Origin of the sequence: Curtobacterium sp. 22159 (assembly GCF_052045775.1) — a bacterium.
GTDB lineage: Bacteria > Actinomycetota > Actinomycetes > Actinomycetales > Microbacteriaceae > Curtobacterium.
Window position 1 is genome coordinate 134954 of the sequence record NZ_JBQEPN010000003.1, and the last position, 22084, is coordinate 157037.

At 70.1% G+C, this 22084-nt stretch carries 19 protein-coding genes; 7 read left to right on the plus strand and 12 right to left on the minus strand.

The genetic code is table 11. The annotated features are described in order from the left end of the window. Nucleotides 1-18: 18 nt before the first annotated feature. The 7 genes from ACTJKO_RS04595 to ACTJKO_RS04625 form a co-directional block, all read right to left on the minus strand. Nucleotides 19-738, minus strand: a complete 720-nt coding sequence (locus ACTJKO_RS04595; RefSeq protein WP_440686148.1) for a histidine phosphatase family protein — start codon at nt 736-738, stop codon at nt 19-21. Between the two features lie 37 nt (nt 739-775). Continuing rightward, on the minus strand, nt 776-1363 hold the full coding sequence (locus ACTJKO_RS04600) for an N-acetyltransferase family protein (RefSeq protein ID WP_440686150.1): 588 nt from the start codon (nt 1361-1363) through the stop codon (nt 776-778). A 4-nt stretch (nt 1364-1367) separates the two neighbouring features. After that, the gene (locus ACTJKO_RS04605; RefSeq protein ID WP_440686152.1) at nt 1368-1979 is read right to left on the minus strand and encodes a ScbR family autoregulator-binding transcription factor; all 612 of its coding nucleotides are present in this window, start codon (nt 1977-1979) and stop codon (nt 1368-1370) included. 70 nt (nt 1980-2049) lie between these two features. After that, on the minus strand, nt 2050-2520 hold the full coding sequence (locus ACTJKO_RS04610) for a BLUF domain-containing protein (RefSeq protein ID WP_440686153.1): 471 nt from the start codon (nt 2518-2520) through the stop codon (nt 2050-2052). A 90-nt stretch (nt 2521-2610) separates the two neighbouring features. Beyond that, nucleotides 2611-3984, minus strand: a complete 1374-nt coding sequence (locus ACTJKO_RS04615) for an ABC transporter substrate-binding protein (RefSeq protein WP_440686155.1) — start codon at nt 3982-3984, stop codon at nt 2611-2613. 6 nt (nt 3985-3990) lie between these two features. Continuing rightward, nucleotides 3991-4932: a carbohydrate ABC transporter permease gene (locus ACTJKO_RS04620; RefSeq protein WP_440686157.1), complete on the minus strand. Its 942-nt coding sequence runs from the start codon at nt 4930-4932 to the stop codon at nt 3991-3993. Between the two features lie 16 nt (nt 4933-4948). Continuing rightward, nucleotides 4949-5920: a carbohydrate ABC transporter permease gene (locus ACTJKO_RS04625; RefSeq protein ID WP_440686159.1), complete on the minus strand. Its 972-nt coding sequence runs from the start codon at nt 5918-5920 to the stop codon at nt 4949-4951. Between the two features lie 199 nt (nt 5921-6119). On the opposite strand from ACTJKO_RS04625, the gene ACTJKO_RS04630 reads away from it, so the two are divergent. Continuing rightward, nucleotides 6120-7355 carry a Gfo/Idh/MocA family protein gene (locus ACTJKO_RS04630; protein ID WP_440686161.1) on the plus strand — a complete coding sequence of 412 codons (1236 nt, stop codon included), beginning with the start codon at nt 6120-6122 and terminating at the stop codon, nt 7353-7355. Nucleotides 7356-7428: 73 nt separating this feature from the next. After that, a complete protein-coding gene (locus ACTJKO_RS04635; RefSeq protein ID WP_440686163.1) occupies nt 7429-8442 on the plus strand; it encodes a LacI family DNA-binding transcriptional regulator in 1014 nt (337 codons plus the stop codon). 86 nt (nt 8443-8528) lie between these two features. Here ACTJKO_RS04635 and ACTJKO_RS04640 read toward each other — a convergent pair whose 3' ends face one another. Further along, nucleotides 8529-8990, minus strand: coding sequence for a winged helix-turn-helix transcriptional regulator (locus ACTJKO_RS04640; protein WP_440686165.1), 462 nt, complete (start codon nt 8988-8990; stop codon nt 8529-8531). A gap of 85 nt (nt 8991-9075) precedes the next feature. Here ACTJKO_RS04640 and ACTJKO_RS04645 point away from each other — a divergent pair, with 85 nt between their 5' ends. Then, the gene (locus ACTJKO_RS04645; protein WP_440686167.1) at nt 9076-9771 is read left to right on the plus strand and encodes an SDR family oxidoreductase; all 696 of its coding nucleotides are present in this window, start codon (nt 9076-9078) and stop codon (nt 9769-9771) included. Between the two features lie 22 nt (nt 9772-9793). On the opposite strand, the gene ACTJKO_RS04650 is transcribed toward ACTJKO_RS04645, so the two are convergent. The 4 genes from ACTJKO_RS04650 to ACTJKO_RS04665 all read right to left on the minus strand — a co-directional run bounded on the left by ACTJKO_RS04650 (nt 9794) and on the right by ACTJKO_RS04665 (nt 16235). Continuing rightward, complete coding sequence (locus tag ACTJKO_RS04650) at nt 9794-10354, minus strand: GrpB family protein (RefSeq protein WP_440686169.1); 561 nt, start codon at nt 10352-10354, stop codon at nt 9794-9796. Nucleotides 10355-10377: 23 nt separating this feature from the next. Then, nucleotides 10378-11322 (minus strand): acetylxylan esterase, encoded by a 945-nt coding sequence (locus tag ACTJKO_RS04655; RefSeq protein ID WP_440686171.1) that lies wholly within the window; start codon nt 11320-11322, stop codon nt 10378-10380. Between the two features lie 80 nt (nt 11323-11402). After that, entirely contained in the window at nt 11403-13940 is a 2538-nt protein-coding gene (locus ACTJKO_RS04660; protein ID WP_440686173.1) for a X2-like carbohydrate binding domain-containing protein, read from the minus strand. A gap of 75 nt (nt 13941-14015) precedes the next feature. Continuing rightward, nucleotides 14016-16235, minus strand: a complete 2220-nt coding sequence (locus ACTJKO_RS04665) for an alpha-galactosidase (RefSeq protein ID WP_440686175.1) — start codon at nt 16233-16235, stop codon at nt 14016-14018. A 155-nt stretch (nt 16236-16390) separates the two neighbouring features. On the opposite strand from ACTJKO_RS04665, the gene ACTJKO_RS04670 reads away from it, so the two are divergent. Genes ACTJKO_RS04670 through ACTJKO_RS04685 form a run of 4 tightly spaced genes read left to right on the plus strand, consistent with a single transcriptional unit; the run spans nt 16391 to nt 22078 of the window. Beyond that, entirely contained in the window at nt 16391-17356 is a 966-nt protein-coding gene (locus tag ACTJKO_RS04670; RefSeq protein WP_440686177.1) for a carbohydrate ABC transporter permease, read from the plus strand. Next, nucleotides 17356-18312 carry a carbohydrate ABC transporter permease gene (locus ACTJKO_RS04675; protein ID WP_440686179.1) on the plus strand — a complete coding sequence of 319 codons (957 nt, stop codon included), beginning with the start codon at nt 17356-17358 and terminating at the stop codon, nt 18310-18312. The genes ACTJKO_RS04670 and ACTJKO_RS04675 overlap by 1 nt, the downstream gene beginning before the upstream one ends. Beyond that, nucleotides 18309-20735, plus strand: coding sequence for a glycosyl hydrolase family 95 catalytic domain-containing protein (locus ACTJKO_RS04680; RefSeq protein ID WP_440686181.1), 2427 nt, complete (start codon nt 18309-18311; stop codon nt 20733-20735). The genes ACTJKO_RS04675 and ACTJKO_RS04680 overlap by 4 nt, the downstream gene beginning before the upstream one ends. Next, nucleotides 20732-22078, plus strand: coding sequence for an ABC transporter substrate-binding protein (locus ACTJKO_RS04685; protein WP_440686183.1), 1347 nt, complete (start codon nt 20732-20734; stop codon nt 22076-22078). Before ACTJKO_RS04680 ends, ACTJKO_RS04685 begins: the two co-directional genes overlap by 4 nt. Nucleotides 22079-22084: the final 6 nt, after the last annotated feature.

The window sequence follows — 22084 nt, forward strand, 5'->3', positions numbered from 1 at the left end:
GGGGCGGACGAGCGCCGTTCAGGCTCTGCCGGTACCCGTCTCGGTCGGGTCGTCGTGCCCGGCGCCGCCGCCGACCGCGGCGTCCCCGGACGGCGCGCCGACTGCGGCCAGCCAGCCCAGGTCGCCGGAGTCGGTGTTCGAGGCGACGACCTCGGGGCGGTGCTCGCCGTAGCGCACGATGGACACCGAAGCGGGTCCGACGGCGATGCGCTGGAACAGGTCGAGGTGCATGCCGAGCGCGTCGGCCAGGACGGACTTGATGACGTCGCCGTGGCTCACCGCCGCCCAGACCGCGGTCGGGCCGTGCTCCGCCTCGACCTCGGCGTCGAGGCGCCGGATGGCTGCGACCGCCCGTGCCTGCATGCCCTGCATCGACTCGCCGCCGGGGAACACGACGGCGCTGGGGTTCGCCTGCACCGTCCGCCAGAGCGGCTCCTTCGCGAGGTCGGCGAGCCTGCGGCCCTGCCAGTCGCCGTAGTCGCACTCGGTGATCGCCCGCTCGATGCGCGTGGTGGGCGTGCCCGTCTGCCGTCGGAGCAGCGCACGGGAGGTCTGCCGGCACCGCTCGAGCGGGCTGGACACGACGGCCGCGAGCGGGACCGCGGCGAGGCGCTCCGCGGTCCGGGCGGCCTGCTGGCGTCCGACGGCGTCGAGCGCGACGCCCGCCGTCCGCCCGGCGAGCACCCCGGTCGCGTTCGCGGTGGTGCGTCCGTGCCGGACGAGGAGGACGGTCGCCATGTGCTCGATCCTAGGTCCCTCCTCGGGGCCGCCGGGCTCACGGGGCCGGTCGCTCGAGTGTGACCCACTCCTCGTCGCGCACGTAGCCGAGGGCGGTGTTCGCCGCGATGATCCCGGCGTTGTCCGACGACCCGCCGGTCCGGAACCGTTCCACCCCGTCGTCGAGCAGGGCGAGCACGGACGCGGCCTTCACCGCGCTCCCGACGCCGCGCCCGCGCCACCCCGGGGCGACGACGGTGAAGTGGGTCTCGACGTCCGCCCCGACGCGGTCGACGTACGTGACCGCGACGAGCGCACCGTCGGGGCTCCACGCGCCGAACCCGCGGCGGCCGCCGTGGACCCGGACGGTCTCGTGGTCGAGCGGTGTGTGCTGCGTCGCGACGCTCCCGGGGTAGTCGTCGATGGTCGCGGCGTCGAGCGCCGACACCGCCGCCAGGTCGGCCTCCGAGACCGCACGGATCGTCACCACGCCGTCGACACGCTGCACCAGCGCACGCAACCGTGCGCGGTCCGCCCGCGCCGCGTCGAGCTGCCCCGCCCACGAACGGGCCACCACGGTCCAGCCCGCTCGGCGCAACCCCTCGACGTCCGGATGGTCCTCCGGCAGCACGCGTACGTCCCCCACGGGGTCAGTCTGCCCCGCGGAACGCCTCCGCCACCACCCCGAACAGGCGCTCGCGGTGCCGTGGGTCGGCCGTGCCCGCGAGCAGCACGTGCCACATCGTCTCGACGGCGGCGAACAGGTCGGCCCGTCCGGTGCGGACCTCGGACACGAGCTGCACGCCCGTGAAGTACGGCACGACCGTCGCGCCGAGCTGTTCGGCGGCCAGGTCGGTGCGGAGTTCGCCGCTCGCGATCGCCGAGCGGAACACGTCGACGATCCCGCCGATCCACTGCTCGTAGAAGCTCGCGGTGGCGTGCGCGAACTCGCCGCGTTCGAGCGACAGCCGGATGCCGGCACGGACGATCGCGTCGGTCCGGAGCAGTTCGGCGATGGCACGGGAGGCCCCGATGAGCGCCGCCGTCGGGGAGCCGTCGCCGTGGCTCACCACCGCGAAGGTGCGGGAGTTCTGCTCGTCGATGACCGCGAGCGCCATCGAGAGCTTGGTCGGGAAGTGGAAGTGCAGCGTCCCCTGCGGGACCCCGGCGGTCCGGGCGATCCCGGCGATGCTCGCGCCGGCGAAGCCGGCTCGGTCGAACTCGCGGGCGGCGGCCACCAGGATCTGCTCACGTCGTTCCACCCGTCCAGTCTCACGGACGGGAGGCACGGTGCGGGGCGGCACCGCGCCTCCAGAACGAGGGATGGTCGCGTCAGGCGGCGTGTCGTGCCAGGGTGATCCGCTCCTCCGGGACGTCGAGGAGGTCGCGGCCGCGGAACCAGCGCAGCAGCCAGTCCGCTGGCGAGCCGGCGAGCTCGGTCGGGAGGCCGGACCGCTCCGTGAGGAACGTGCTGAACCCGGGCTCGTCGCGGACCTCGGTGTCGGTGGGGTTGCCGAACGCCATCGCCCAGCCGTCGAAGCGCCTCGCGTCGATGCGCTCGCGGGAGAGCGACCGGACGTCACGGTGACGGGGATCCCGCTCGATCGCGGCGAAGCGGTCCTCGACGCTCCACGACGGCCCTTCGAGGACCTGCATGAACCGTCCGCCCTTCGCGAGGAGCAGCCCGGAGACGCCGAGCGCCTCGTTGCGGAGCCGCGCCTCACGCAGCATGGCGACCAGCTGGTCGTCGGTGAGGTCGTCGACGGCGACGGACATGTACACGAGGGATTCGAGGGACGTCATCGGCGCCAGTCTGGGTCGTGCACGGCCGTTCGGTCAACGCGTCGTCCGCACACCGCACTCGGGCGCGGTGTGCGGACGAACCGCGTCGTGTCAGGTGAGCGCGAGCAGGTTGTTGACCTGCTCGTTGATCCCGGTGAGGGTGCTGATCGGTCTCCCGTTGGCGTAGACGTCGTCGAACGCCGGCTGGAGGAGCGCCTGCACGTCGGCCGGGTTCCGGGTCACGGGGAACAGGAACGTGGTCTGCTCCTCGACCTGGCGCGTGAACGCGGTGACGTCGAGGCCACGCTTCCGGAAGGACGCGACGGCCGCCTCGGTGCCCGCGGGGCGTGCCGGGAAGACGATGCCCGCCTCGCCGACGATCCGCTGCGCCGCGTCGCTGCCGAGGTACGCCACCCACTTCGCCGCGGCCTCGGGGTCCTTCGCCTGCTTCGTGATCGAGTCGCCGAGTCCGTTGAACATCGAGGCGCGGTGCCCCACCGGTCCGACGGGGGTCGGGGCGACGGCGATGTCGAGGTCCTTCATGCCGAGGTACGCGCCGATCATCCACGAGCCGTTGAACGACAGCGCGCACTTGCCCGCCCCGAGTTGCACGTCCGGGCCGGTCGTCGTCGAGAAGACGCCGTACTTCGCCATGTAGCCCTTGTCGGCCAGCCCGTAGTACCACGCCAGGGTCTTCTGGACGACCTCCTCCTGGTAGCGGAACTTGTCGCCCCAGGGGTTCCGGTTCGTGTAGAACCAGTCGGTGGAACCGGTGAAGGGCGACCACTGCGTCTGGCCGAAGCCGTCGCCGCCGGAGCCGTTCGACGAGATGCCGTAGACCTCGACGTCGTGCTTGTCGAAGCCCGGTTCGTCGCCGCGCCGCCCCTTGCGGTCGACGGTCAGGTGGGCGAGCATCCGCTCGAAGGTGCCGCCGTCGTCCGGGTTCCACTCGAGGTCCTGCAGCTCGGCCTCCGAGACCCCGGCCTTGGCCATCGCCCTGCGGTCGTAGAACATCGCGATGGTGTCCCAGTCCTTCGGCGACCCGTACCGGTGCCCGTCCTGCCCCTTCCACAGCTCGGCGAGGCCGGACTGGTAGTCGTCGTCGCGGATCCCCTTCGTCGCGTCCAGCTCGTCGAGCTTGTAGAGGACGTCGAGGTCGGCGTACTGCGGGAACTTCGTGAGGTGGTCGGTGAACACGTCCGGTGCGGTGCCCGCGATGAAGCCCGCGGTGAGCTTCGTCCAGTAGTCACCCCAGCCGAGCTGCGTGATCTTGATCGTGATGTCCGGGTTCTCGCGGTGGAATGCGTCCGCGACGGCCTGGTACGCCGGCAGCTGGTTCGAGTCCCAGAGCCAGTAGCTGACGGTGCGGGTGCCCGTGCCCGAGGCGGCGCCACGGCCGGGCGACGAGCAGGCGGCGAGCGCGCCGAGTGCGAGGGCGGAGGCGCCGCCGGCGAACAGGGCGCGGCGGGAGAGCTGGTTCGTCATGTCGTCCTACTTGATGCCGGAGAAGCCGATGGAGTTGACGATGCGCTTGGCGAACAGGCCGAACAGCACGATCATCGGGAGGGCCGCGACGAGCGTCGCGGCCATGAGTCCGGCCCAGTCGGTGCCGGACTGCGGTGCCTGGGACTTGAAGACGCCGAGCGCGACGGTGAGCACGCGGGAGCTGTCCGTGTACGACACCATGAGCGGCCAGAAGTAGTCGTTCCAGCTCGTGATGTAGGTGAGCACCGCGAGCGTGGCGATCGGGGCGGCGGCCATCGGGATGACCAGGCGGAAGAACACGCGGACCTTGCCGGCGCCGTCGATGAGCGCCGCTTCCTCGACCTCCTTCGAGATGCCGAGGAAGAACTGCCGGAGGAAGAACACCGCGAACGGTGTCATGAACATCGTCGGGAGGGCGATGCCCAGCAGGTTGTCGACCAGCCCGAGCTCCTTGATGAGCGCGAAGTTCGGCAGCAGCGTGAAGATCGCGGGCACCATCAGTCCCGCGAGGAACACCGCGAACACCTTGTCGCGTCCGGGCCAGCGCAGTCGCGCGAACGCGTAGGCCGCGGCTGCGGAGAAGAACACCTGGCCGACCGTGACCATCGTCGACACGATGACCGAGTTGAGCAGGTACCGCCAGAAGTCCAGCGCGGCACCCGAGCCGCCCTGCGCGAGCGCCTCCTTGGTGGACTGCAGGCCGAACACGCGCTCGAAGCCGCCGAGGCTGAACCCCACCGGGAGCAGGGACGTCGGATCGGAGTTGATCGCGCCGTTCGAGGACAGCGCGGTGCGGAGGATCCAGTAGAACGGGAACAGCGTGACGACGATGACTGCGATCATCGCGATCCACGCGAGGACTCGGCCCACCGAGGGACGGCGGCGGTGCGCGGCGCCCGGTCGGGCGGGCCGCTTCGTGGTGACGGAACGGGTGAGGGTCGTGGTCATGATCGGCGCTTCCCGTTCAGTCGAGGTCGGACTCGCCCGAGCGGGTGAGCCGGTACTGGATGATCGTGATGATGCTCAGGACGATGAGGAGCGCGACCGACACGGCGGACGCGTAGCCGAACTGGAACCGGCCGAACGCCAGGTTGTAGATGTAGTTCTGCACGACGTTCGTGGCGTTCGCGGGGCCGCCCTGTGTGGTGACGGCGACGGTGTCGAACACCTGGAACGACCCGATGACGGTGATGATGAGCACCAGGGAGAGGATCGGGCGCAGCAGCGGCACCGTGATCCGCCAGAACATCTTCCACTCGCTCGCCCCGTCGATGCGCCCGGCCTCGTACACCGTCTCGGGCAGGGACTGCAGCCCGGCGAAGATGAGCAGCGCCGTGTAGCCGACGTGCCGCCAGACGTTGATGAGCGCGATCGAGGGGATGCCCCACACGTCGCTCTGCAGGAACGGGATGCGGTCGAGCCCGATGGCGGCGAGGAGTTCGTTGCCGATGCCGAGCTGCGTGTCGAGGATCCACAGCCAGACCAGCGCCGCGACGACGTTGGACACGAGGTACGGCGCGAGGACGATCCCGCGCACGAAGGTCGACTTCGTCAGGCGGTGCATCATCACGGCGATGAAGAGCGCCACGATCGTCTGGATGACGATGTTCACGACGACGTACTCGACGGTGACGACCATCGAGTGCCAGAAGATCGAGTCCTGCACGAGCCGCACGTAGTTCTGCAGGCCGGTGAACTCGGGCGGGGTGAGCAGGTTGTAGGTGGTGAAGCTCAGGTAGATGCCCCGGACGGTCGGCCACGCCAGGAACACGGCGAAGCCGACGGCCGCCGGGGCGATGAAGACCAGGGCGAGCCACAGGTCGTTCCTGGGCCGGCGGCGGGGTGATGTCGTCCGGGCACGGGCGAGGTCGGCGGACCGACTCCTCCGTGGGCGGGCGGTCGTCAGGGGTGACGACACGGGGCTCTCGGTGGCCATCGCGACTCCTTCGTCTGCGGTGGACTGACGTGGACCAGTCCGTGAGCCGGGAATCTACACGTGGGGATACGTGCTGACAAGAGCCATTTTCCCGGCCGGTATCGGTGGTTGTCACGAGTAGACAATCGTGTCAGGATGACACCCGATCGCATCGGAGCGACCTGCTCGGCGACGCATCCAACACCTGGAAAGGTCACTGATGATCTCTGTCGGAATGGTCGGCGCCGGCCAGTTCGCCCCCCAGTTCGCCAAGCTGTTCAAGCTGCACCCCGACGTCGACCGCGTGTACGTCACGGACCTCGTCGACGAGCGCGCGTCGGAGCTCGTCGAGACGCAGCACCTGGACGGCACGTTCCCGGACTTCGACGCCGTGCTCGCCTCGGACGTCGACGCCGTCGCGATCTTCACGCAGCGCTGGACGCACGGGCCGCTCGTCGTCAAGGCGCTCCGTGCGGGCAAGCACGTCTACTCGGCGGTGCCGATGGCGATCTCGGTCGAGGAGATCGAGGCCATCATCGACACCGTCCGCGAGACCGGCCTGACCTACATGATGGGCGAGACCAGCTACTACAACCCCGCGACCGTCTTCGCGCGGGGGAAGGTGGCGGAGGGCGCCTTCGGCCGCGTCTTCTACGCCGAGGGCGACTACGTCCACGACATGGACCTCGGCTTCTACGCCGCGTACCAGTACAGCGGCGGCGAGGACTGGAAGCGCACCGCCAGCTACCCGCCCATGCTCTACCCCACGCACTCCGTCGGCGGGGTGCTCGGCGCGATCCCCGGCCACGCGGTCAGCGTCAGCTGCATCGGCGTGAAGGACGACCGTGGCGACGGCGTCTTCGACAAGGACGTCAGCCAGTTCGACAACGACTTCTCGAACGCCACCGCACTGTTCGAGCTGGACAACGGCGGGGTCGTGCGCATCAACGAGATGCGCCGTGTGGGCTACCCGTCACACATCCGCGAGTCGCGGTTCCGGTACTTCGGCACCGAGGCGAGCTTCGAGCAGCTCGCACGCGTCAGCGTCTGGCAGGACAAGGAGGACGTGCACGACATCAGCGACCAGATCAACACGCAGGCGACGATGTCGCTCGACGACCCGCGCCTCGCCGACGTCGACCCGTCCCTCCGCGATGCGTTCGTCTCCGGGTACGCGGCCGTGCACGACACCTCGCGCCTGCCCGACGAGTACGCCGGCGTCCCCACGGGGCACGAGGGCAGCCACCAGTTCCTCGCCGACGACTTCGTGCGCGCCGTCGTGGACCGCACGCTGCCTCCGGTGAACGCCTGGACCGCCGCACGCTTCACGCTCCCGGGGATCATCGCCCACCAGTCGGCACTGCAGGGCGGCGTCCGGCTCGACGTCCCGGACTTCGGCGACGCACCCGAGCCGACAGCGGCGTCGGCGGCGTCGTCTAGTATCGCCAGCGAGTAGCACCACGTGTTCGGGTGTCGGTCGGAGGGCCGGCACCCGATCGTGGTTCCCGGACCCGACGAAGGTGGCTGACGTGACCGTGCCGACGACCCCGAGGGCGGTCACCCGTGCGGACGTCGCCCGGTACGCCGGCGTCAGCACCTCCGTCGTCAGCTACGTCGTGCACGACGGGCCCCGTCCGGTCGCCGCCGAGACGGCCGCACGGGTCCGCGACGCCATCCGGGTCCTCGGCTACCGGCCGAACGCCAGCGCGCAGGCGCTCCGGACCGGCTCGTCGAAGATGCTCGGCCTCATCGTCCCCGAGCTCGACAACCCCTTCTGGTCGGAGCTCGCGGTCGAGGTCACGCACGCCGCGGCCGCCCGGGGCTACGACGTCCTGCTCGCCAACAGCGACGGGGACGCCGCGCAGGAGCTCGAGCGGCTCCGGAGTCTGTCGGCCCGCCAGGTCGACGGCATCATCGTCACGAGCATCATGACCCGGCCGGACCTCTCCCGCGTCTCGGACCCGGGCATCCCGATGGTCCTGCTCAACACGTTCTTCGAAGTGCCCGAGTACGCGAGCATCGGCGTCGATGCCCTCCGCGGCGCGTACGACGGCACGAAGCACCTCGTCGAGCACGGCTACGAGTCGATCGGGCTCGTCATGGGCCACACCGGGTCCATGGAGCTCCGCGAGCAGGGCTGGATGCAGGCCCTGCGCGAGGCCGGCATGCCCGACGGGCCGATCGTCCGCTGCGACTTCAACCGTCGTGGCGGGTACGAGGCCGGGCTCCGCATGTTCGGCTCGCCCAACCACCCGCGGGCCGTCTTCGTCAGCTCCGACATGCAGGCCGTCGGGGTGCTGCGCGCCCTGCACGAGCTGGGGCTGCGGGCTCCGGACGACGTGGCCGTGGTCTCCTTCGACGGCACGGCCGAGGCCGACTACACGAACCCCCAGCTCACCGTCGCCCGGCAGCCGATCGAGACGATGGCCGCCGCCGCGGTCGACCGGGTCCTCGGGCTCGATGCCGACAATCAGTGGCACCGCGACCTCGTACCCGCCGAGCTGGTGCTCGGGGCGAGTTGCGGGTGCGACGTGCGGCGCTGACGCACCGCGCGTGGGCGCGCTGACGCACCGCGCGTGGGACGGGAGGCGCGGGGCGGCGCCGCACCGCGCCTCCCGTCCGGCACGCGTCAGGTCGTGGACGCCGGTGCCCTGACGGCGGCGAGCCGCTCGGTCGGGACGCGCCGGCCGTCGCCGCTGGAGACCGCGACGGCCGTCACCCGGTCGCCGGTGGCCTCGTCGACGAAGTCGAGGTCCGGGGTGCGCTCCGACGGACGGTGACGGTCTGCCCAGCCGCCGAGCGCGAGCAGCACCAGGGAGAGGTCCCGCCCCGCGGTGGTGAGGACGTACCCGTCGCGGGCGCGGCCGCCCTCCGGTTTGTAGCTGTTCCGCTCGAGCACGCCGCCCTCGACGAGGGTGCCGAGGCGCGCGGTGAGCACCTCGCGCGGGATCCCCAGGCTCTGCTGGAACTGGCTGAAGCGGGTGGATCCGGCGAGGGCGTCGCGGACGATCATGAGCGTCCACTTCTCGCCGAGGACGTCGAGCGAGCGCGCGATGGGGCAGCGCTCGTCGCCGCCGAGGATGCCGAGCATGGACCGATGCTACCTGGGTTCGGAATGCAGACACAACGTGCTAGGTTCGCTTTCCGTACTCAACCCTTCCGCGACTGGAGTCCCCATGACCACCCTCACCGACGCGATCGTCCTCGTCACCGGAGCGAACGGCGGCCTCGGCGCAGAGTTCGTGCAGCAGGCCCTCGACCGCGGTGCCGCCAAGGTGTACGCGACCGCCCGCTCCCCCAGGACCTGGGACGACGAGCGCATCGTGCCCCTCGCCCTCGACGTCACCGACCAGGCGAGCGTCGACGCAGCCGCCCGAGCCGCCGCCGACACCACCATCGTCGTCAACAACGCCGGCATCGGTGGCTCCGCGCCGCTGCTCGAGACCGCCGTCGAAGAGGTCGAGCGCATCTTCGCGACGAACGTCTTCGGCGCGCTGCGGGTCGCCAAGGCCTTCGCGCCCACCATCGCCGGTGGCGCCCTCGTCGACGTGCACTCCGTGCTGAGCTGGATCGCGCTCGGCAGCGGGTACTCCGCGTCGAAGGCCGCGTTCTGGTCCCTCACGAACTCCCTGCGTCTCGAGCTCGCACCGCAGGGCACGCAGGTCGTCGGGGCGCACCTCGGCTACACGGACACCGGCATGACGGCGGACCTCGACGTCGAGAAGGCGGACCCGGCGGTCATCGTCACGGCCATCTGGGACGCCGTCGAGGCCGGGGAGCACGAAGTGCTCGCGGACCAGATCAGCCGGGACGTGCGGGCGGGGCTGAGTGCGCCGCTGGAGGCGCTGTACCCGGCGTTGGCGTCGGCCTGACGCCGACGAGCGACGCCACGCGTCAGCCGTCGGCACCACGGGCGGTGATCCCGCGCGTGGTGGCGGCGATGGAGGCGCGCTCCTCGACCGTGAGTCCTGCCGCGCGCAGGACCCGGTCGAGGATCTCCGCCTTCCGCGCGATGTAGTCGTCGATGTCCGAGGCGACCGCTGCCGCGCGGGACTTCACGTCGGCGTACTCGTCGCGCAGAGCGTCGTCGGAACGCAGGACGTCGCGGACGGCCAGGTGGTTGCGGAGCGCGAGCGAGCCCTCGGCGACGACGTAGGTGTTCGTCGGCGCGAAGCGTTTCGGCGGCTGGAACGCCTCGCGCCCCGGGATGCCGAGGTCACCGCGGGGTCGGAAGCCGATCGAGCCCAGGGCAGCGACCGCCGCCGGGACGTCCACCGGTGCGACCACCACGTCGACGTCGATCACGGGCTTCGCCGCGAGTCCGGGCACCGCGGTGCTGCCCACATGCTCGACCCTGTGCGGTACGCCCGCTGCCGTGAGCGCGGCTGCATAGGCGCCACGGAGCGCTGCGAACCGTTCCGGCCACGATGCTCGGTACGCGACGACCTCGATCACTGCTGCCCTCCGTCCAGCCGAACCTACTCGTGGCAGATCCCGATCGGAGGGGGCGGCTGCACGGCTGGCCGTTCGAACAGGCGACGCAGTGCTGCGAGGGCGAGCAAGCGGTCCGCAGTCGCCCCGGCCTCGTGTCCCGCGCCCGGCCAGGCCCGGTGACGCACGGGCGCGCGGTAGGCGGCGGCGGCAGCATTGGTGGTCTCCGGAGGGCAGACGGTGTCGTCGAGCCCGGCAGACAACCAGCCGGGTGCAGTCGCGTGCCGAGCGGAGGTCACTCCGTCGACGTAGGCGAGCGTGGAGGCCACGGCCTGCGCCCGGTCGGGGTCTTCGTCGAGGAAGCGCCGCAGCTCCGTCCACGGTCCGGCCGTGGCGCGCCGGAGGGCCTCGGGCGCGTGAGTGAGGAACGGCGCCTGCGCGAACACCCCGACGAGGTCCGACACGAGCGCCCCGACACCGAGCGCGATCGCGCCGCCCTGGCTGTTGCCGATCATCGCCACGCGCATCGGGTCGACCACGTCGAGCGCCCGGACGGCTGCGACCGCGCGGGCGCCGTCCACGAAGACGCCTCGGTAGTAGGAGCGTTCCGGCTGGAGGATGCCGTCGAGGATGTGTCCCGAGGAGCCGGCTCCTTGTCCGTGGGTGCCGAGGACGAGGTGGACGTACCCCGCCGCGGACCAGGTGAGGTCGTCGACGGGTTCGAGTCGGCCGGCGCCGTAGCCGTTCGCGTGCACCACGGCGGGCATCGGTGCGGTCCGCACCCGTGGCACGCGGAGCCACGCGGACACGCGCCGCCCGCCGGACCCGGCGAACGAGACGTCGTAGACGTCGGTCGTCTCGAGCGCCGTCGCGACCGGCTCGACGTGGAGCGCGAGCGGGTACCGGTCGGCGTCCGCCAGGGCATCGGCCCAGTACTGCGCGTGGTCGTCGGGAGTGGGCAGGGGTTCGGTTCCGAGCGGAGCGGAGGACATGGTGGTTCCTCTGGCGGTGTCGTGGGTCGGATGGGACGGACGGGGAACGGCGGGCCGGGAACGCCCGGCCCGCCTCCCGGTCATCGTGCCGTGTACCGGAGCGCGTCGGTGCGCATGACGTCACCACTCTCCTTGACGAGCATGATCGTGTGCTTCCCCGGACGGAGGCGGCCGCTGTCGAAGACGTCCTGCTGCGTCCGACGCGTCGTGCTGTGGGTGTCGACGCGTTCGACGAACCGTCCATCGAGGTACACGTCCACCACGCCCTGGTCCGGGCCGGTCGACGTCGACCAGTCGACCCTGGTACCCGAGAAGGTGTAGGAGACCGAGGCGCCGGTCTGCTTCGTGGCGTGCACGTCGTCCAGCGCGTCGCCGCGGAACCGGACCCCGATCGCGGTCGTGCCCACCGGCAGGGTGTTGAGGAACGCGGTCCGTACTGTGAGGGTCGAGCCGGAGAGCGTGTAGTCGGCGCCCTTCCTGAGATCGGTGCCGCCCACCTCGAGTCCGGCGAGTTCTCCGGGGTCCTGCAGCAACTCCACGTGAGCGTCCGCCGGTGCCTTCCGATCGAAGGACACGGACGTCGGGTCGATCGTGCTCGGCTGGACGACATCGAGACGGTCCAGCAGCATGAAGGTGCCGTTCTTCATCACGACGCGGATGGTGTGCTGGCCGTTCGACAGACCCCCGGTCGTGAACACCGCCTGCTGCGGCACATGCGGTTTGCTCGCGTCGCTCGTCGCGCTCACCGTCTTCACGAACTGCCCGTCGATGTACACGTCGGCGTCTCCCTCGGACGGGTCCGTCTCCGTGACCCACGAGATGCCGGTACCGGTGAAGGTGTACGAGAACGCGTCACCCGGATGCTCCGCGTAGTGCACGTCGTCCCCGGTGTCTCCGAAGCCGCGGCCGGTGCTGTGACCCCACTGACCCGTGTAGGCGATCGACGGATCGGTGTCGTTCACCTGCGTGGTGCGATTCGGGCCGGTCCCGGTCGGCGGTGCGGGGGTCCCGGTGTCGGTGACGACCACGTCCAGCGGTTGCGACGCGGAAGCGACCTCGTCGCCGCCGTTGCGCGTCCAGCTCCCGCCGTAACGAACCCGCAGCGCGTCGTCGTTCACCGTCACGGTCGCCCCCTTCGTCGGGGTGACACGGAGCAGTCGTGCTCCGTGGATCGGCACGTCCCGCGCGGTGAACGATCCCGCGGCCGTCCCCAGTTCCTGGTGGCTCCAGAGGTCCCGGACCTTCGCGGAGCCCTTCATGCCGATGTCCGACCACTTCGCGGTGACGTCGGCATCGGTTCGGCCGAGGTTGAACAGCGCCACGGTGTAGCTGCCGTCGTCGTTGAGGGCGTACCAGGTCTGTTGCTTCGTCGCGGTCGAGACCGGACGCGCGGGGACACCCGCCTGGTCCACGGCCAGTACCTCCCGGTTGGTGAGCAGGTCGACGCCGTACCGGTCGAGCTTCGTCAGGTCGTTCCCGGTGTAGATCGGGGCCGCGGACATGGCCCAGAGCGTCATGGCGGTCCGCCGTTCGTCCTCGGTGAGGCCGTCCATGCTCCCGTTGCCGATGTCGAGCGAATCGAAGTCGTTCCATCCACCGTCCCCGGCGTACCGCCACCAGTCCGCAGCGCGGGGGAACAGCCGGTCGATGTTGTCCCACGTCGTGAGGGCCTCGCCACCGCAGTAGCACTCCACGTCCCATTCGACGCGCCACCCGTTCGCGTACTTCCGCCACGTCGCGGCGTGGTTGATGTCGAGCGCCCAGGAGAGCTCGAACCAGATGCCGTGGGCCTTGAGCGCCTTCGACCACGCAGCGACGTCGTCACGCGCGTCGAGCGACCCGTCGCTCACACCGGACCCGGGTGTGACGCTGTCGAACTTCAGGAAGTCCACTCCCCACGCCGCGAGCTGGTCCGCGACGGAGTCCACGTAGCGCTGTGCACAGGGGTTGCTGAAGTCGATCCGGTAGCCGATCTTCCAGTAGTCGGCCTGCTGGAGCGGCTGCGCGACGATGTTCTTCGTCGTGCACCCGGGGGCACCGGCGACCGGGTACGCCTTCTCGTAGACCTCGGGCGAGATGCCGGGGATCAGGTAGAGGCCGAACTTCTGCCCGTTGTGGTGGACGTGGTCGATGACCTGTTGGAGTCCGCCCGGGTAGAGCTTGGTACTGGGAGCCGGTCGCCCGTTGGCGTCGACGTGGTCGGACCATCCCGAATCGACGTTGATGTGGTCGTAGCCGGCCTTGCCGAGTTTCGCCTTCATCGCGTCCGACTGGGCGATCACGTGGTCCGCGGTGATCCAACCCGCGTCCGTGTAGACCTGCATGCTGTAGCTGCTCCAACCGAGGTACGGCTTCACCGCCCAGGGGTCGGCGGTCGATGCGGCGGGCTGCGCGGGTCCCGGGAGGCCTGCGGTGCCCGGCGTGCGGTCCGGAGTCGCCGTGGGAGTCGCGGTCGCCAGCGCCGTTGCCGTCGCCGGCGCGCCGGTCGCGGTGGGAGTCGCCGTCGGCGGCGCAGTGCCGGTCGCGATGGCCGGCACGGCTGCGCCGACCACCAACCCGATCGCGGCGCCGGCGGTGACGAGGATCCGGATCCCTCGTCTCGCTGTGGTGTGCGTCATCGTGCTTCCTCTCTTCGTGCACCCGCGCACCGTTGCGTGGGGCAGGTCTGGCAGGACACCGATCGGCGGACCGTGTCAGGGCACACGGACGACGTCGAAGAGCATCGCCTGCTGTGGGGTCAGGGTGGGGAGCGGGACGCCGGCGACGGCGAGCACGGCACCGGGCAGCTCGACGCCATCCGGCCTCGCGGCCGCCGCGACCCATGCAGGGTCCGCTGTCTGGTGCCGGCGCGCCGCCCCGAGGTCGTCGCGGACACGGACGGAGTAACAGGCCCGCGGGTCAAGGCCCGGCAGCCGGATCCGACCGGACTGGCCCGCTGCCGAGGACCCGAGGCGCGCCCACGTGTACAGCGCTCGGCTGCCGTCCGCCGCCACGATCCCGCTCAGGCTCGTCTCGTCGTCGGCGAGGTCCGCGTTGACCAGCCGCCCGGACGCGACCAGTCCCCGGAACTCGCGGTACATCGCGGCCCACCGGGTGATGACTGCGAGCTCGTCCTCGTCCGCCTCTCGCAGATCCCACTCGATGCCCGCGTGCGCGGTGAGCGCGACCGTCAGGCGGAACGCGAGGTCCGTGCGACGACCGGTCGTGTGTGAGCGCTCGGCACCGACGTGCGAGCCGATGAGCTCCGGCGGGAGGACCGCCCTGGTCCACCGCTCGATCCGCAGTCGTTCGACCGGGTCGTTGCAGTCCGATGGCCAGACCCGGTCGGTCCGCTCGATGACACCGAGATCGACCCGCCCGCCGCCCCCGGAACAGCTCTCGATCTCCAGGCCGGGGTGCCGCTCGCGCAGGAGATCGAGCAGACGGTAGAACGCGAGCGTCTGGGCGTGGACGGCCGGGCGGTCCGCGAGACCGACCCGGGAGACGGCCTCGACGAGGTCCCGGTTGTGGTCCCACTTGACGGCATCGATCCGGTACTCGTGCACGAGCGCGCTGATCCGTTCCAGGACGTGTGTGAACGCCTCGGGTCGGGTGATGTCCAACGCGTACTGGGCTCGTGCGGGCGCGGCGAGGCCCTCCCGCGGCCCGAGCACCCAGTCGGGGTGCTCACGGGCGAGTTCCGAGTCGAGGCTGATCATCTCCGGTTCCAGCCACAGCCCGAACTGCATCCCGTGGTCGTGCACGAGGTCGACCAGGGGCCCGAGACCCGCGGGCCAGGTCGTCTCGTCGACGGTCCAGTCGCCGAGACCGGCGTCCGCAGCCCGACGCCCTCGGAACCACCCGTCGTCGAGCACGAACCGCTCCACTCCGACCCGCGCGCCTCGCTCGATGAGCTCACGGAGCCCGTCGAGATCGTGGTCGAAGTACACTGCCTCCCAGGAGTTGAGGGTGAGGGGGCGCGGTGTCGAGGGGTGCCCGCGCCGCGCGCGGAGTCGTTCGTGCAGGCGTCGGGAGAGTCCGTCGATCCCGGCGTCGGACCACAAGAACAGGACCGTCGGGGCGTCGTACCGATCCCCGTCGTGCAGCAGGATCTCACCCGGTCGGAGCGCCTCCCCTGCTCCGAGGACGGACGCCTGGGCACCGGCCCCTTCGGGGAGCCGCTCGACGAGGTACTCGGCGTCGCCGGACCAGGCCAGGTGGGCTCCCCATGCCTCGCCGTGTCCTGATGCGAGGTCGTCGGTCCCGAGCACCACGAGGAACGGCGCGTCATGACCCGGCTTCCCGCGCCGGCCACGCCGCACGTGGCTGCCGAACCGCACCCGTCCGCGCTGCGGCGCGCGTTCACGACACCACTTGCCGCTGAAGTCGAGCAGTTCGGTCGCGCGCTCCGGGACCGGGAGCAGGGTGCGGAGCGCTTCGAGGGAGTACGCGATGTCTGCTTCTGGAGGGAGCGGCCCGGCCCCCGACAGGTCGAGGTCACGCACCACCGTCGTGTCGAACGTCAGCACACCGTGGTGGTCCATCCCGATGGTGATGGTGGTCCGGAGCGCGGTCACGCGGTCGACCAGGTAGATCTCGATGCGGCCGCCGCCGGAGCGGTCGGACTCGTACCGGACGGCGACCGTCTCCGGCCGGGGCGTCGTCGCCGAACCACCCGCGTGCCCCTCCACCCCCGGCGTTCCCGACCAGCCCTCGAACTCACTCGGCACGAGGCTCAACAGCCGCGGCACGTCCGGCGCGTTGTTGAGCGTCGCCGGGACACCCGTGCGTGCGAGCGCTCGGCCGGAGGCGTCGTCGAGCGGGCCGAGGTCCGCGCCCCAGTGCAGCACGAGCGGCACCCGAGCAGCGGTGTCGATGACGAGGGACGTGCCCGCAGCGCGCAGGGCGAGAACGGCGCCGATGCCGTCACGCATGGAGGACTCCAACCGGTGGAACTGATTGCTTGACAGCGTGAACTAACCATGTCTACTGTCGGTCGCGCAAGCCCCAATCGCCACGGATCGGTCCGACGGCGAAGGGCCGGAAACGATGCCCGGACGACGACGTCACGGGCTGGACAGGACGATCGATGACGCTCTCCAAGGCTCCGACCGCCATCGCCGAGCAGGCGTCCGGCGGCAGACCCCCACGACGCACGAAGCGCGCCGTGAACGCACTCGCCCCCTCCCACCGCGGTGACGGCAGGCTGGCGTGGCTGCTCATCGCGCCGGCCGCCGTCGGGTTCCTCGTGTTCGCCGTGTACCCGACCCTGCGCGGCCTCTACCTGAGCTTCACCGACTACCGACTCCTCAGCGCGCCGACCTGGATCGGCTTCCAGAACTTCATCGACCTGGCACACGACGACACGTTCTGGCAATCGCTCGGCATCACCGTCTACTTCGTGGTCGTCGCGGTCGCGCTCACACTCGTGGTCTCGGTGATCACCGCCGCAGTCCTGCACCGGGTGACGAAGTCGACCGTCGTCCGCGGGCTGATCATCCTGCCGTTCCTCATCTCTGGGGTCGTCGCCGCCACGGTGTGGTCCTGGATGCTCGACGCACAACTCGGCATCGTCAACCAGGCGGTGCACGCGCTCGGCGGGGACGGCATCCGCTTCCTCACGTCCCGCGAATGGGCGATCCCGTCGCTCGCGCTCATCCACGTGTGGAAGAACCTCGGGTACACCTCGATCATCATCTTCGCCGGGCTGCAGACCGTCCCGACCACGATCTACGAAGCGGGCCGCATCGACGGTGCGAGCGAGATGACGATGTTCTTCCGGCTGACCTTGCCGCTCCTCCGCCCGATCCTCGCACTCGTGATCGTCCTCAACGTGATCGGCGCGTTCCAGGTGTTCGACATCGTCTCCGTGGCGACCAAGGGCGGACCCGCCAACGCATCCAACGTCCTGCAGATGTACATCTACCAGAAGGCGTTCGGGCAGTTCGACTTCGGCTACGCGTCCGCCATGTCGTTGGCCCTGTTCGCCATCCTCATCGTGATCACCTTCGTGCAGATGCGACTCCTGCGCGCCAACGAATCGGACAACGACTGATGACCGCCACCGCCACCGCCCCCTCGGTGCGCTCGGACGCCACCGCGACGGACCGCAGCACCGCGACCAAGCGACCGCGACGTCGCCCCTCCGTCGGGAAGACCCTCGCCTGGGTGTACCTGACGATCGTGATCGTCGTCACGGTGTTCCCGTTCTACTGGATGCTCCGTTCTGCGTTCTCGAACAACTACGCGATGATCGCCCACCCGTCCTCGCCGTGGCCCGTCGGCTTCACCATCGGACCGTTCCTCCGGGTCCTCGGACTCGAGGACCCGGCAGAGGCCGCCGCGCAGGGAGGCTCCGGCGCGACCGTCCACATCCTCCACTACCTCGTCAACTCGATCGTGTACGCGAGCGTCTCGACCGTGTTGATCGTCTTCTTCTCGCTCATCGCGGCCTACGCGTTCGCTCGGTTGCAGTGGCGCGGGCGCGACCTCGTCTTCTCCTGCTTCCTCGCCGCACTCATGGTCCCGGGCATCCTCACCGTGCTGCCGAACTTCGTGCTCATCAAGGAGCTCGGACTCCTCAACTCGTTCGCCGGCATGATCCTGCCGGGAGCGCTCTTCTCGGCCTTCAACATCTTCTTCCTCCGGCAGTTCATGCTCGGTCTCTCCACGGAGACGGAAGAGGCCGCGCTCCTCGACGGAGCCGGCCGTCTCCGGGTGCTGTTCCAGCTCACGCTGCCGATGACGAGCGGGCCGATCACCACCCTGGCGATCCTCGGGTTCATCGGCCAGTGGAACGACTACTTCTGGCCGCTCCTGGTCACGACCGACGAATCCGTACAGCCCCTCACACTCGGCCTGGCCGTGTTCAAGCAGTCATCGCCGCAGACCCAGCCGGACTGGGCTGGTCTGATGGCGGCCACCATCGTCGCTGCGCTGCCGATGCTCCTGCTGTTCATGGCCTTCGGCAAGCGGATCGTCAACAGCATCGGCTTCTCGGGGCTGAAGTGAAGGCCGACACCATGCGCCTGACCTGGCGCACACCGGCGACCGACTGGGAATCGGCGTGCCCGATCGGCGACGGGCGGATCGGCGCCATGGTGCACGGCGGAGCGGCCGGGCTCTACCAGGTGAACGACGCCACGGTCTGGTCGGGGACTCCCGACGGACCCCGCGAAGCGTTGGCCAGTGTCGTCGCGGCTGGTGCGGGACCGCGCCGGCTCGCCGAGGTACGCGCCGCGCTCGACGGCGGTGACCTCGACCGCGCCGAGGACCTCCTCATGACCTTCGAGGGGCGGTACACCCAGGAGTTCCTGCCCTTCGTGGACCTGCGGATCGCCGTGCCCGGCGCGCAGCCCCCGGCCGGGAGGCCCACCCGGACCCTCGACCTCGACCGGGCTCTCGTCAACGAGGAGCTCGTCCTGGGACCGATCGTGCTCCACCGGAGATCGCGGGTGGCCGGGCACGCACTCGTCGTCGACATCTCCGCGTCCGGACCGGTCCCCGAAGTACGCCTCTCGCTCGCGACGCCGCTGCGTGCGCTGGGCCGAGAGCGGTCGGCGCGTGGGCTCGCACTCGACGTCCTCATCCCGATCGACGGCGCCCCGCTCCACGAGCCGGACGTCGTCCCGCCGCACCGGTGGCCGGACGACAGTGCCTCCTACGATCCCTTCGCCACCGCGCTGGTCGAGGTGCTCGCCGACGGCAGGACCCGGACCGACGGCGGCGAGCTCGTCGTCCACGGCGCCCAGTCCGTCCGAGTGGTGCTGGCCACGGCCACCCGATCGGAGGCGTGGTGGGACGAACCGGACGGCGACTGGAGGACACGGAGCCGCGACCGGATCCGTGACACGGCCCGGCATCGCGTCGCCCGCGCGATCCGAGAACCATCGGAGACCGGTGACGCCGCTGCGACGCCGGCGACCGCACGGTTCGCGATCGGCGGGCGACGGGCGGGTGCCTGGGACGTCGACCGTGACGTGCTCAACGGCTCCGACCCGGCCCTCCGAGCCACCGTGATCGCGGAGTACGGCCGGTACCTGCTGTCGTCCTCCTCACGTCCCGGCGGTCCAGCCGCCAATCTGCAGGGCATCTGGAACGGCGAGCTCCGCCCGGCTTGGTCGTCGAACCACACGATCAACATCAACACGCAGATGAACTACTGGGCGGCCGGCCCGCTCGGCCTCGTCGACGAGACCGAACCCCTCATCACGCTCGTCGAGCACATCGCGGACACGGGCGCCGATGTGGCACGCGAGCTCTACGGTGCCCGCGGTTGGGTCGCGCACCACAACTCCGATCTCTGGGGTTGGAGCCTCCCCGTCGGCATGGGACACGGCGCGCCGAGTTGGGCCATCTGGATGATGGGCGGCGTGTGGCTGTGCCACTCGGTGCTCGACGTGACGGACTTCAACGACGACGAGGACCTGCTCCGCGGGCGGGTCTGGCCACTGGTGCGCGGCGCCGTGGAGTTCTCGCTCGACTGGCTGCAGCGGGAGCCGGACGGACGCGCGCGGACCACCCCGTCGACCTCGCCCGAGAACTCCTGGATCGCCGCGGACGGGCGGGCACGAGCGCTCGGTCTCACCGCGACCATGGACCTCGAACTGATCCGCGGCTTGTTCGAGCGCGCGATCCGCACCATGGACACGGTCGAGCCGGACTGCCCGTTGCGCCCGGAGGTCACGGACGCGCTGGCGGCCATCCCGCCGACCGCGATCGGCACCGACGGACGACTCCTCGAGTGGTCCGCCGAGGTCCCGGAGGCCGAACCGGCGCATCGGCACCTGTCCCCGGCCGTCGGCGTCTACCCGCTCGGCCTCATCGACCACGAGGCTGCTCCGACGCTCGCCGACGCCGCCACACGCTTCCTCGACGCCAGGGGCGGGGGCGCCATGGGTTGGTCCTGGGCTTGGAAGGTCGCCCTCCGTGCCCGGCTGCGCGACGGGGAGGTGGCGCACGCGCTCCTCACGGAGGCGCTCACGCCGTACCGGGGGAACGTTCGGCGGCACGGCCCGGTCGACGGGTCGGAGTGGGGCGGTCTCCTCCCGAACCTCCTCAGCACGCATCCGCCGTTCCAGATCGACGGGAACCTCGGCTTGCCTGCGGGGATCGCCGAGATGCTCCTGCAGAGCCACCGCGGGTCCGTCGATCTCCTGCCGTGCCTCCCGTCCGCCTGGCCGGGAGGCCACGTGACCGGTCTGCGCGCACGCGGCGGTGTGTCGGTCGACATCTGGTGGTCCGAAGGGCGCCTCGACAGGGCCGTCATCCGAAACCTGCGCGACACCGATCAGTGCATCGTCGTCCGCCACGACTCGATCCGACACGACGTGCGCCTGCCACCCGGCGGCACCCACGTCATCACACCAGCACGACCCCAACCCGAACCGGCCACCAACGACGGTGTCCGGGCGAACACAGTGAGGACCTCATGAAGAAGATCCGCATCATCGCGGGCATCGCCGCCGCTGCCCTGGCGGTCGTCGGCCTCGCCGGCTGCTCCTCGAACAGCTCAGCCGACGGTGGCGGCAAGACCACCGTGAACTGGTGGACGTGGGACGACCACCAGGCCGCTGCGTACAAGTTGTGCATCCCCGGGTTCGAGAAGGAGAACCCGGACATCTCGGTCAAGATCAGCCAGTACAACGTCGACGACTACTTCTCGAAGCTCACCGCCGGATTCGTTTCCGGCACGGCACCGGACGCGTTCCAGAACAGCGTCCCGCTGCTCGGCCAGTACGCGGGGCAGAAGCAGATCATGCCGCTCGACGACCTGATCAAGAAGTCGAAGTTCGACCTCGGCAAGTTCGACATCGGCGTCGACTCGTGGAAGTACACCGACGGCAAGCAGTACGGCATCCCGCTGGACTGGGCGGGTGCGGCGATCTACTTCAACGAGGACATGGTCAAGGCCGCAGGGATCACCGACGACGAGGTGAAGAACATGACCTGGAACCCCGACGACGGCGGCACCTTCGACAAGATCGTCTCGCACCTCACCATCGACGACAAGGGCGTCCGCGGCGATCAGCCCGGGTTCGACAAGACGCACGTCAAGACCTACGGCATCGGTACCCTCGCCGCCGGCGACTTCAACGGGCAGACCTCGTACAACCCGTTCGTCACGACGCTCGGCTGGAAGCTCGGCGGCAAGGTCAAGGCGTGGCCGAAGGTGCTCCCGTTCGACGACCCTCGTCTGGCGAAGACCGTCGACTACATCCGCGGTCTCGGTGAGCGGGGGCTCATGCCGAAGTTCGGCCAGTTCACGGTCTCGTCCTCCGAGCAGATGGGCGCCGGTCAGGTGGCCATGGCGCAAGACGGCACCTGGAACGCGACGACGATCACGAAGGTGCCCGGGATCAAGGTCGGCATCGCCCCGACGGTCAAGGGACCGGAGGGCCGCGGCATGATCAGCAACTCCAACGCGAACAACATCTTCGTCGGCACCAAGCACGTCGACCAGACGTGGAAATGGGTGTCCTACATGGGTTCGGTCGAGTGCCAGACCACCGCGGGCAAGACCGCGACCTTCCTCCCGTCGATCGCGAAGGCCCTGCAGTCGACGGTCGACGCCCAGAAGGCGCAGGGGATCGACATCTCGAGCTTCGTCACGGCGCTCGAGAACGGCGAGCTGTACCCGGTGCCCCCGACCGCGAACGGGCAGGAACTCACCGACACGCTCCAGCCGATGTTCGAGGGCTTCTACAACGGGGAGGGCTCCTCGTCGTTCCTGAAGCAGGCGCAGGAGAAGTCCAAGGAGATCATCGCCAAGAAGTAGGAGGTT

Excerpts from the sequence above, each read along its gene's own strand:
- ACTJKO_RS04645 (WP_440686167.1), top strand. The coding sequence starts at position 9,076 with ATGACCACCCTCACCGACGCGATCGTCCTCGTCACCGGAGCGAACGGC.
- ACTJKO_RS04655 (WP_440686171.1), bottom strand. The coding sequence starts at position 11,322 with ATGTCCTCCGCTCCGCTCGGAACCGAACCCCTGCCCACTCCCGACGAC.
- ACTJKO_RS04675 (WP_440686179.1), top strand. The coding sequence starts at position 17,356 with ATGACCGCCACCGCCACCGCCCCCTCGGTGCGCTCGGACGCCACCGCG.
- ACTJKO_RS04620 (WP_440686157.1), bottom strand. The coding sequence starts at position 4,932 with ATGACCACGACCCTCACCCGTTCCGTCACCACGAAGCGGCCCGCCCGA.
- ACTJKO_RS04670 (WP_440686177.1), top strand. The coding sequence starts at position 16,391 with ATGACGCTCTCCAAGGCTCCGACCGCCATCGCCGAGCAGGCGTCCGGC.
- ACTJKO_RS04660 (WP_440686173.1), bottom strand. The coding sequence starts at position 13,940 with ATGACGCACACCACAGCGAGACGAGGGATCCGGATCCTCGTCACCGCC.
- ACTJKO_RS04625 (WP_440686159.1), bottom strand. The coding sequence starts at position 5,920 with ATGGCCACCGAGAGCCCCGTGTCGTCACCCCTGACGACCGCCCGCCCA.
- ACTJKO_RS04665 (WP_440686175.1), bottom strand. The coding sequence starts at position 16,235 with ATGCGTGACGGCATCGGCGCCGTTCTCGCCCTGCGCGCTGCGGGCACG.
- ACTJKO_RS04595 (WP_440686148.1), bottom strand. The coding sequence starts at position 738 with ATGGCGACCGTCCTCCTCGTCCGGCACGGACGCACCACCGCGAACGCG.
- ACTJKO_RS04615 (WP_440686155.1), bottom strand. The coding sequence starts at position 3,984 with ATGACGAACCAGCTCTCCCGCCGCGCCCTGTTCGCCGGCGGCGCCTCC.
- ACTJKO_RS04640 (WP_440686165.1), bottom strand. The coding sequence starts at position 8,990 with ATGCTCGGCATCCTCGGCGGCGACGAGCGCTGCCCCATCGCGCGCTCG.
- ACTJKO_RS04630 (WP_440686161.1), top strand. The coding sequence starts at position 6,120 with ATGATCTCTGTCGGAATGGTCGGCGCCGGCCAGTTCGCCCCCCAGTTC.
- ACTJKO_RS04610 (WP_440686153.1), bottom strand. The coding sequence starts at position 2,520 with ATGACGTCCCTCGAATCCCTCGTGTACATGTCCGTCGCCGTCGACGAC.
- ACTJKO_RS04685 (WP_440686183.1), top strand. The coding sequence starts at position 20,732 with ATGAAGAAGATCCGCATCATCGCGGGCATCGCCGCCGCTGCCCTGGCG.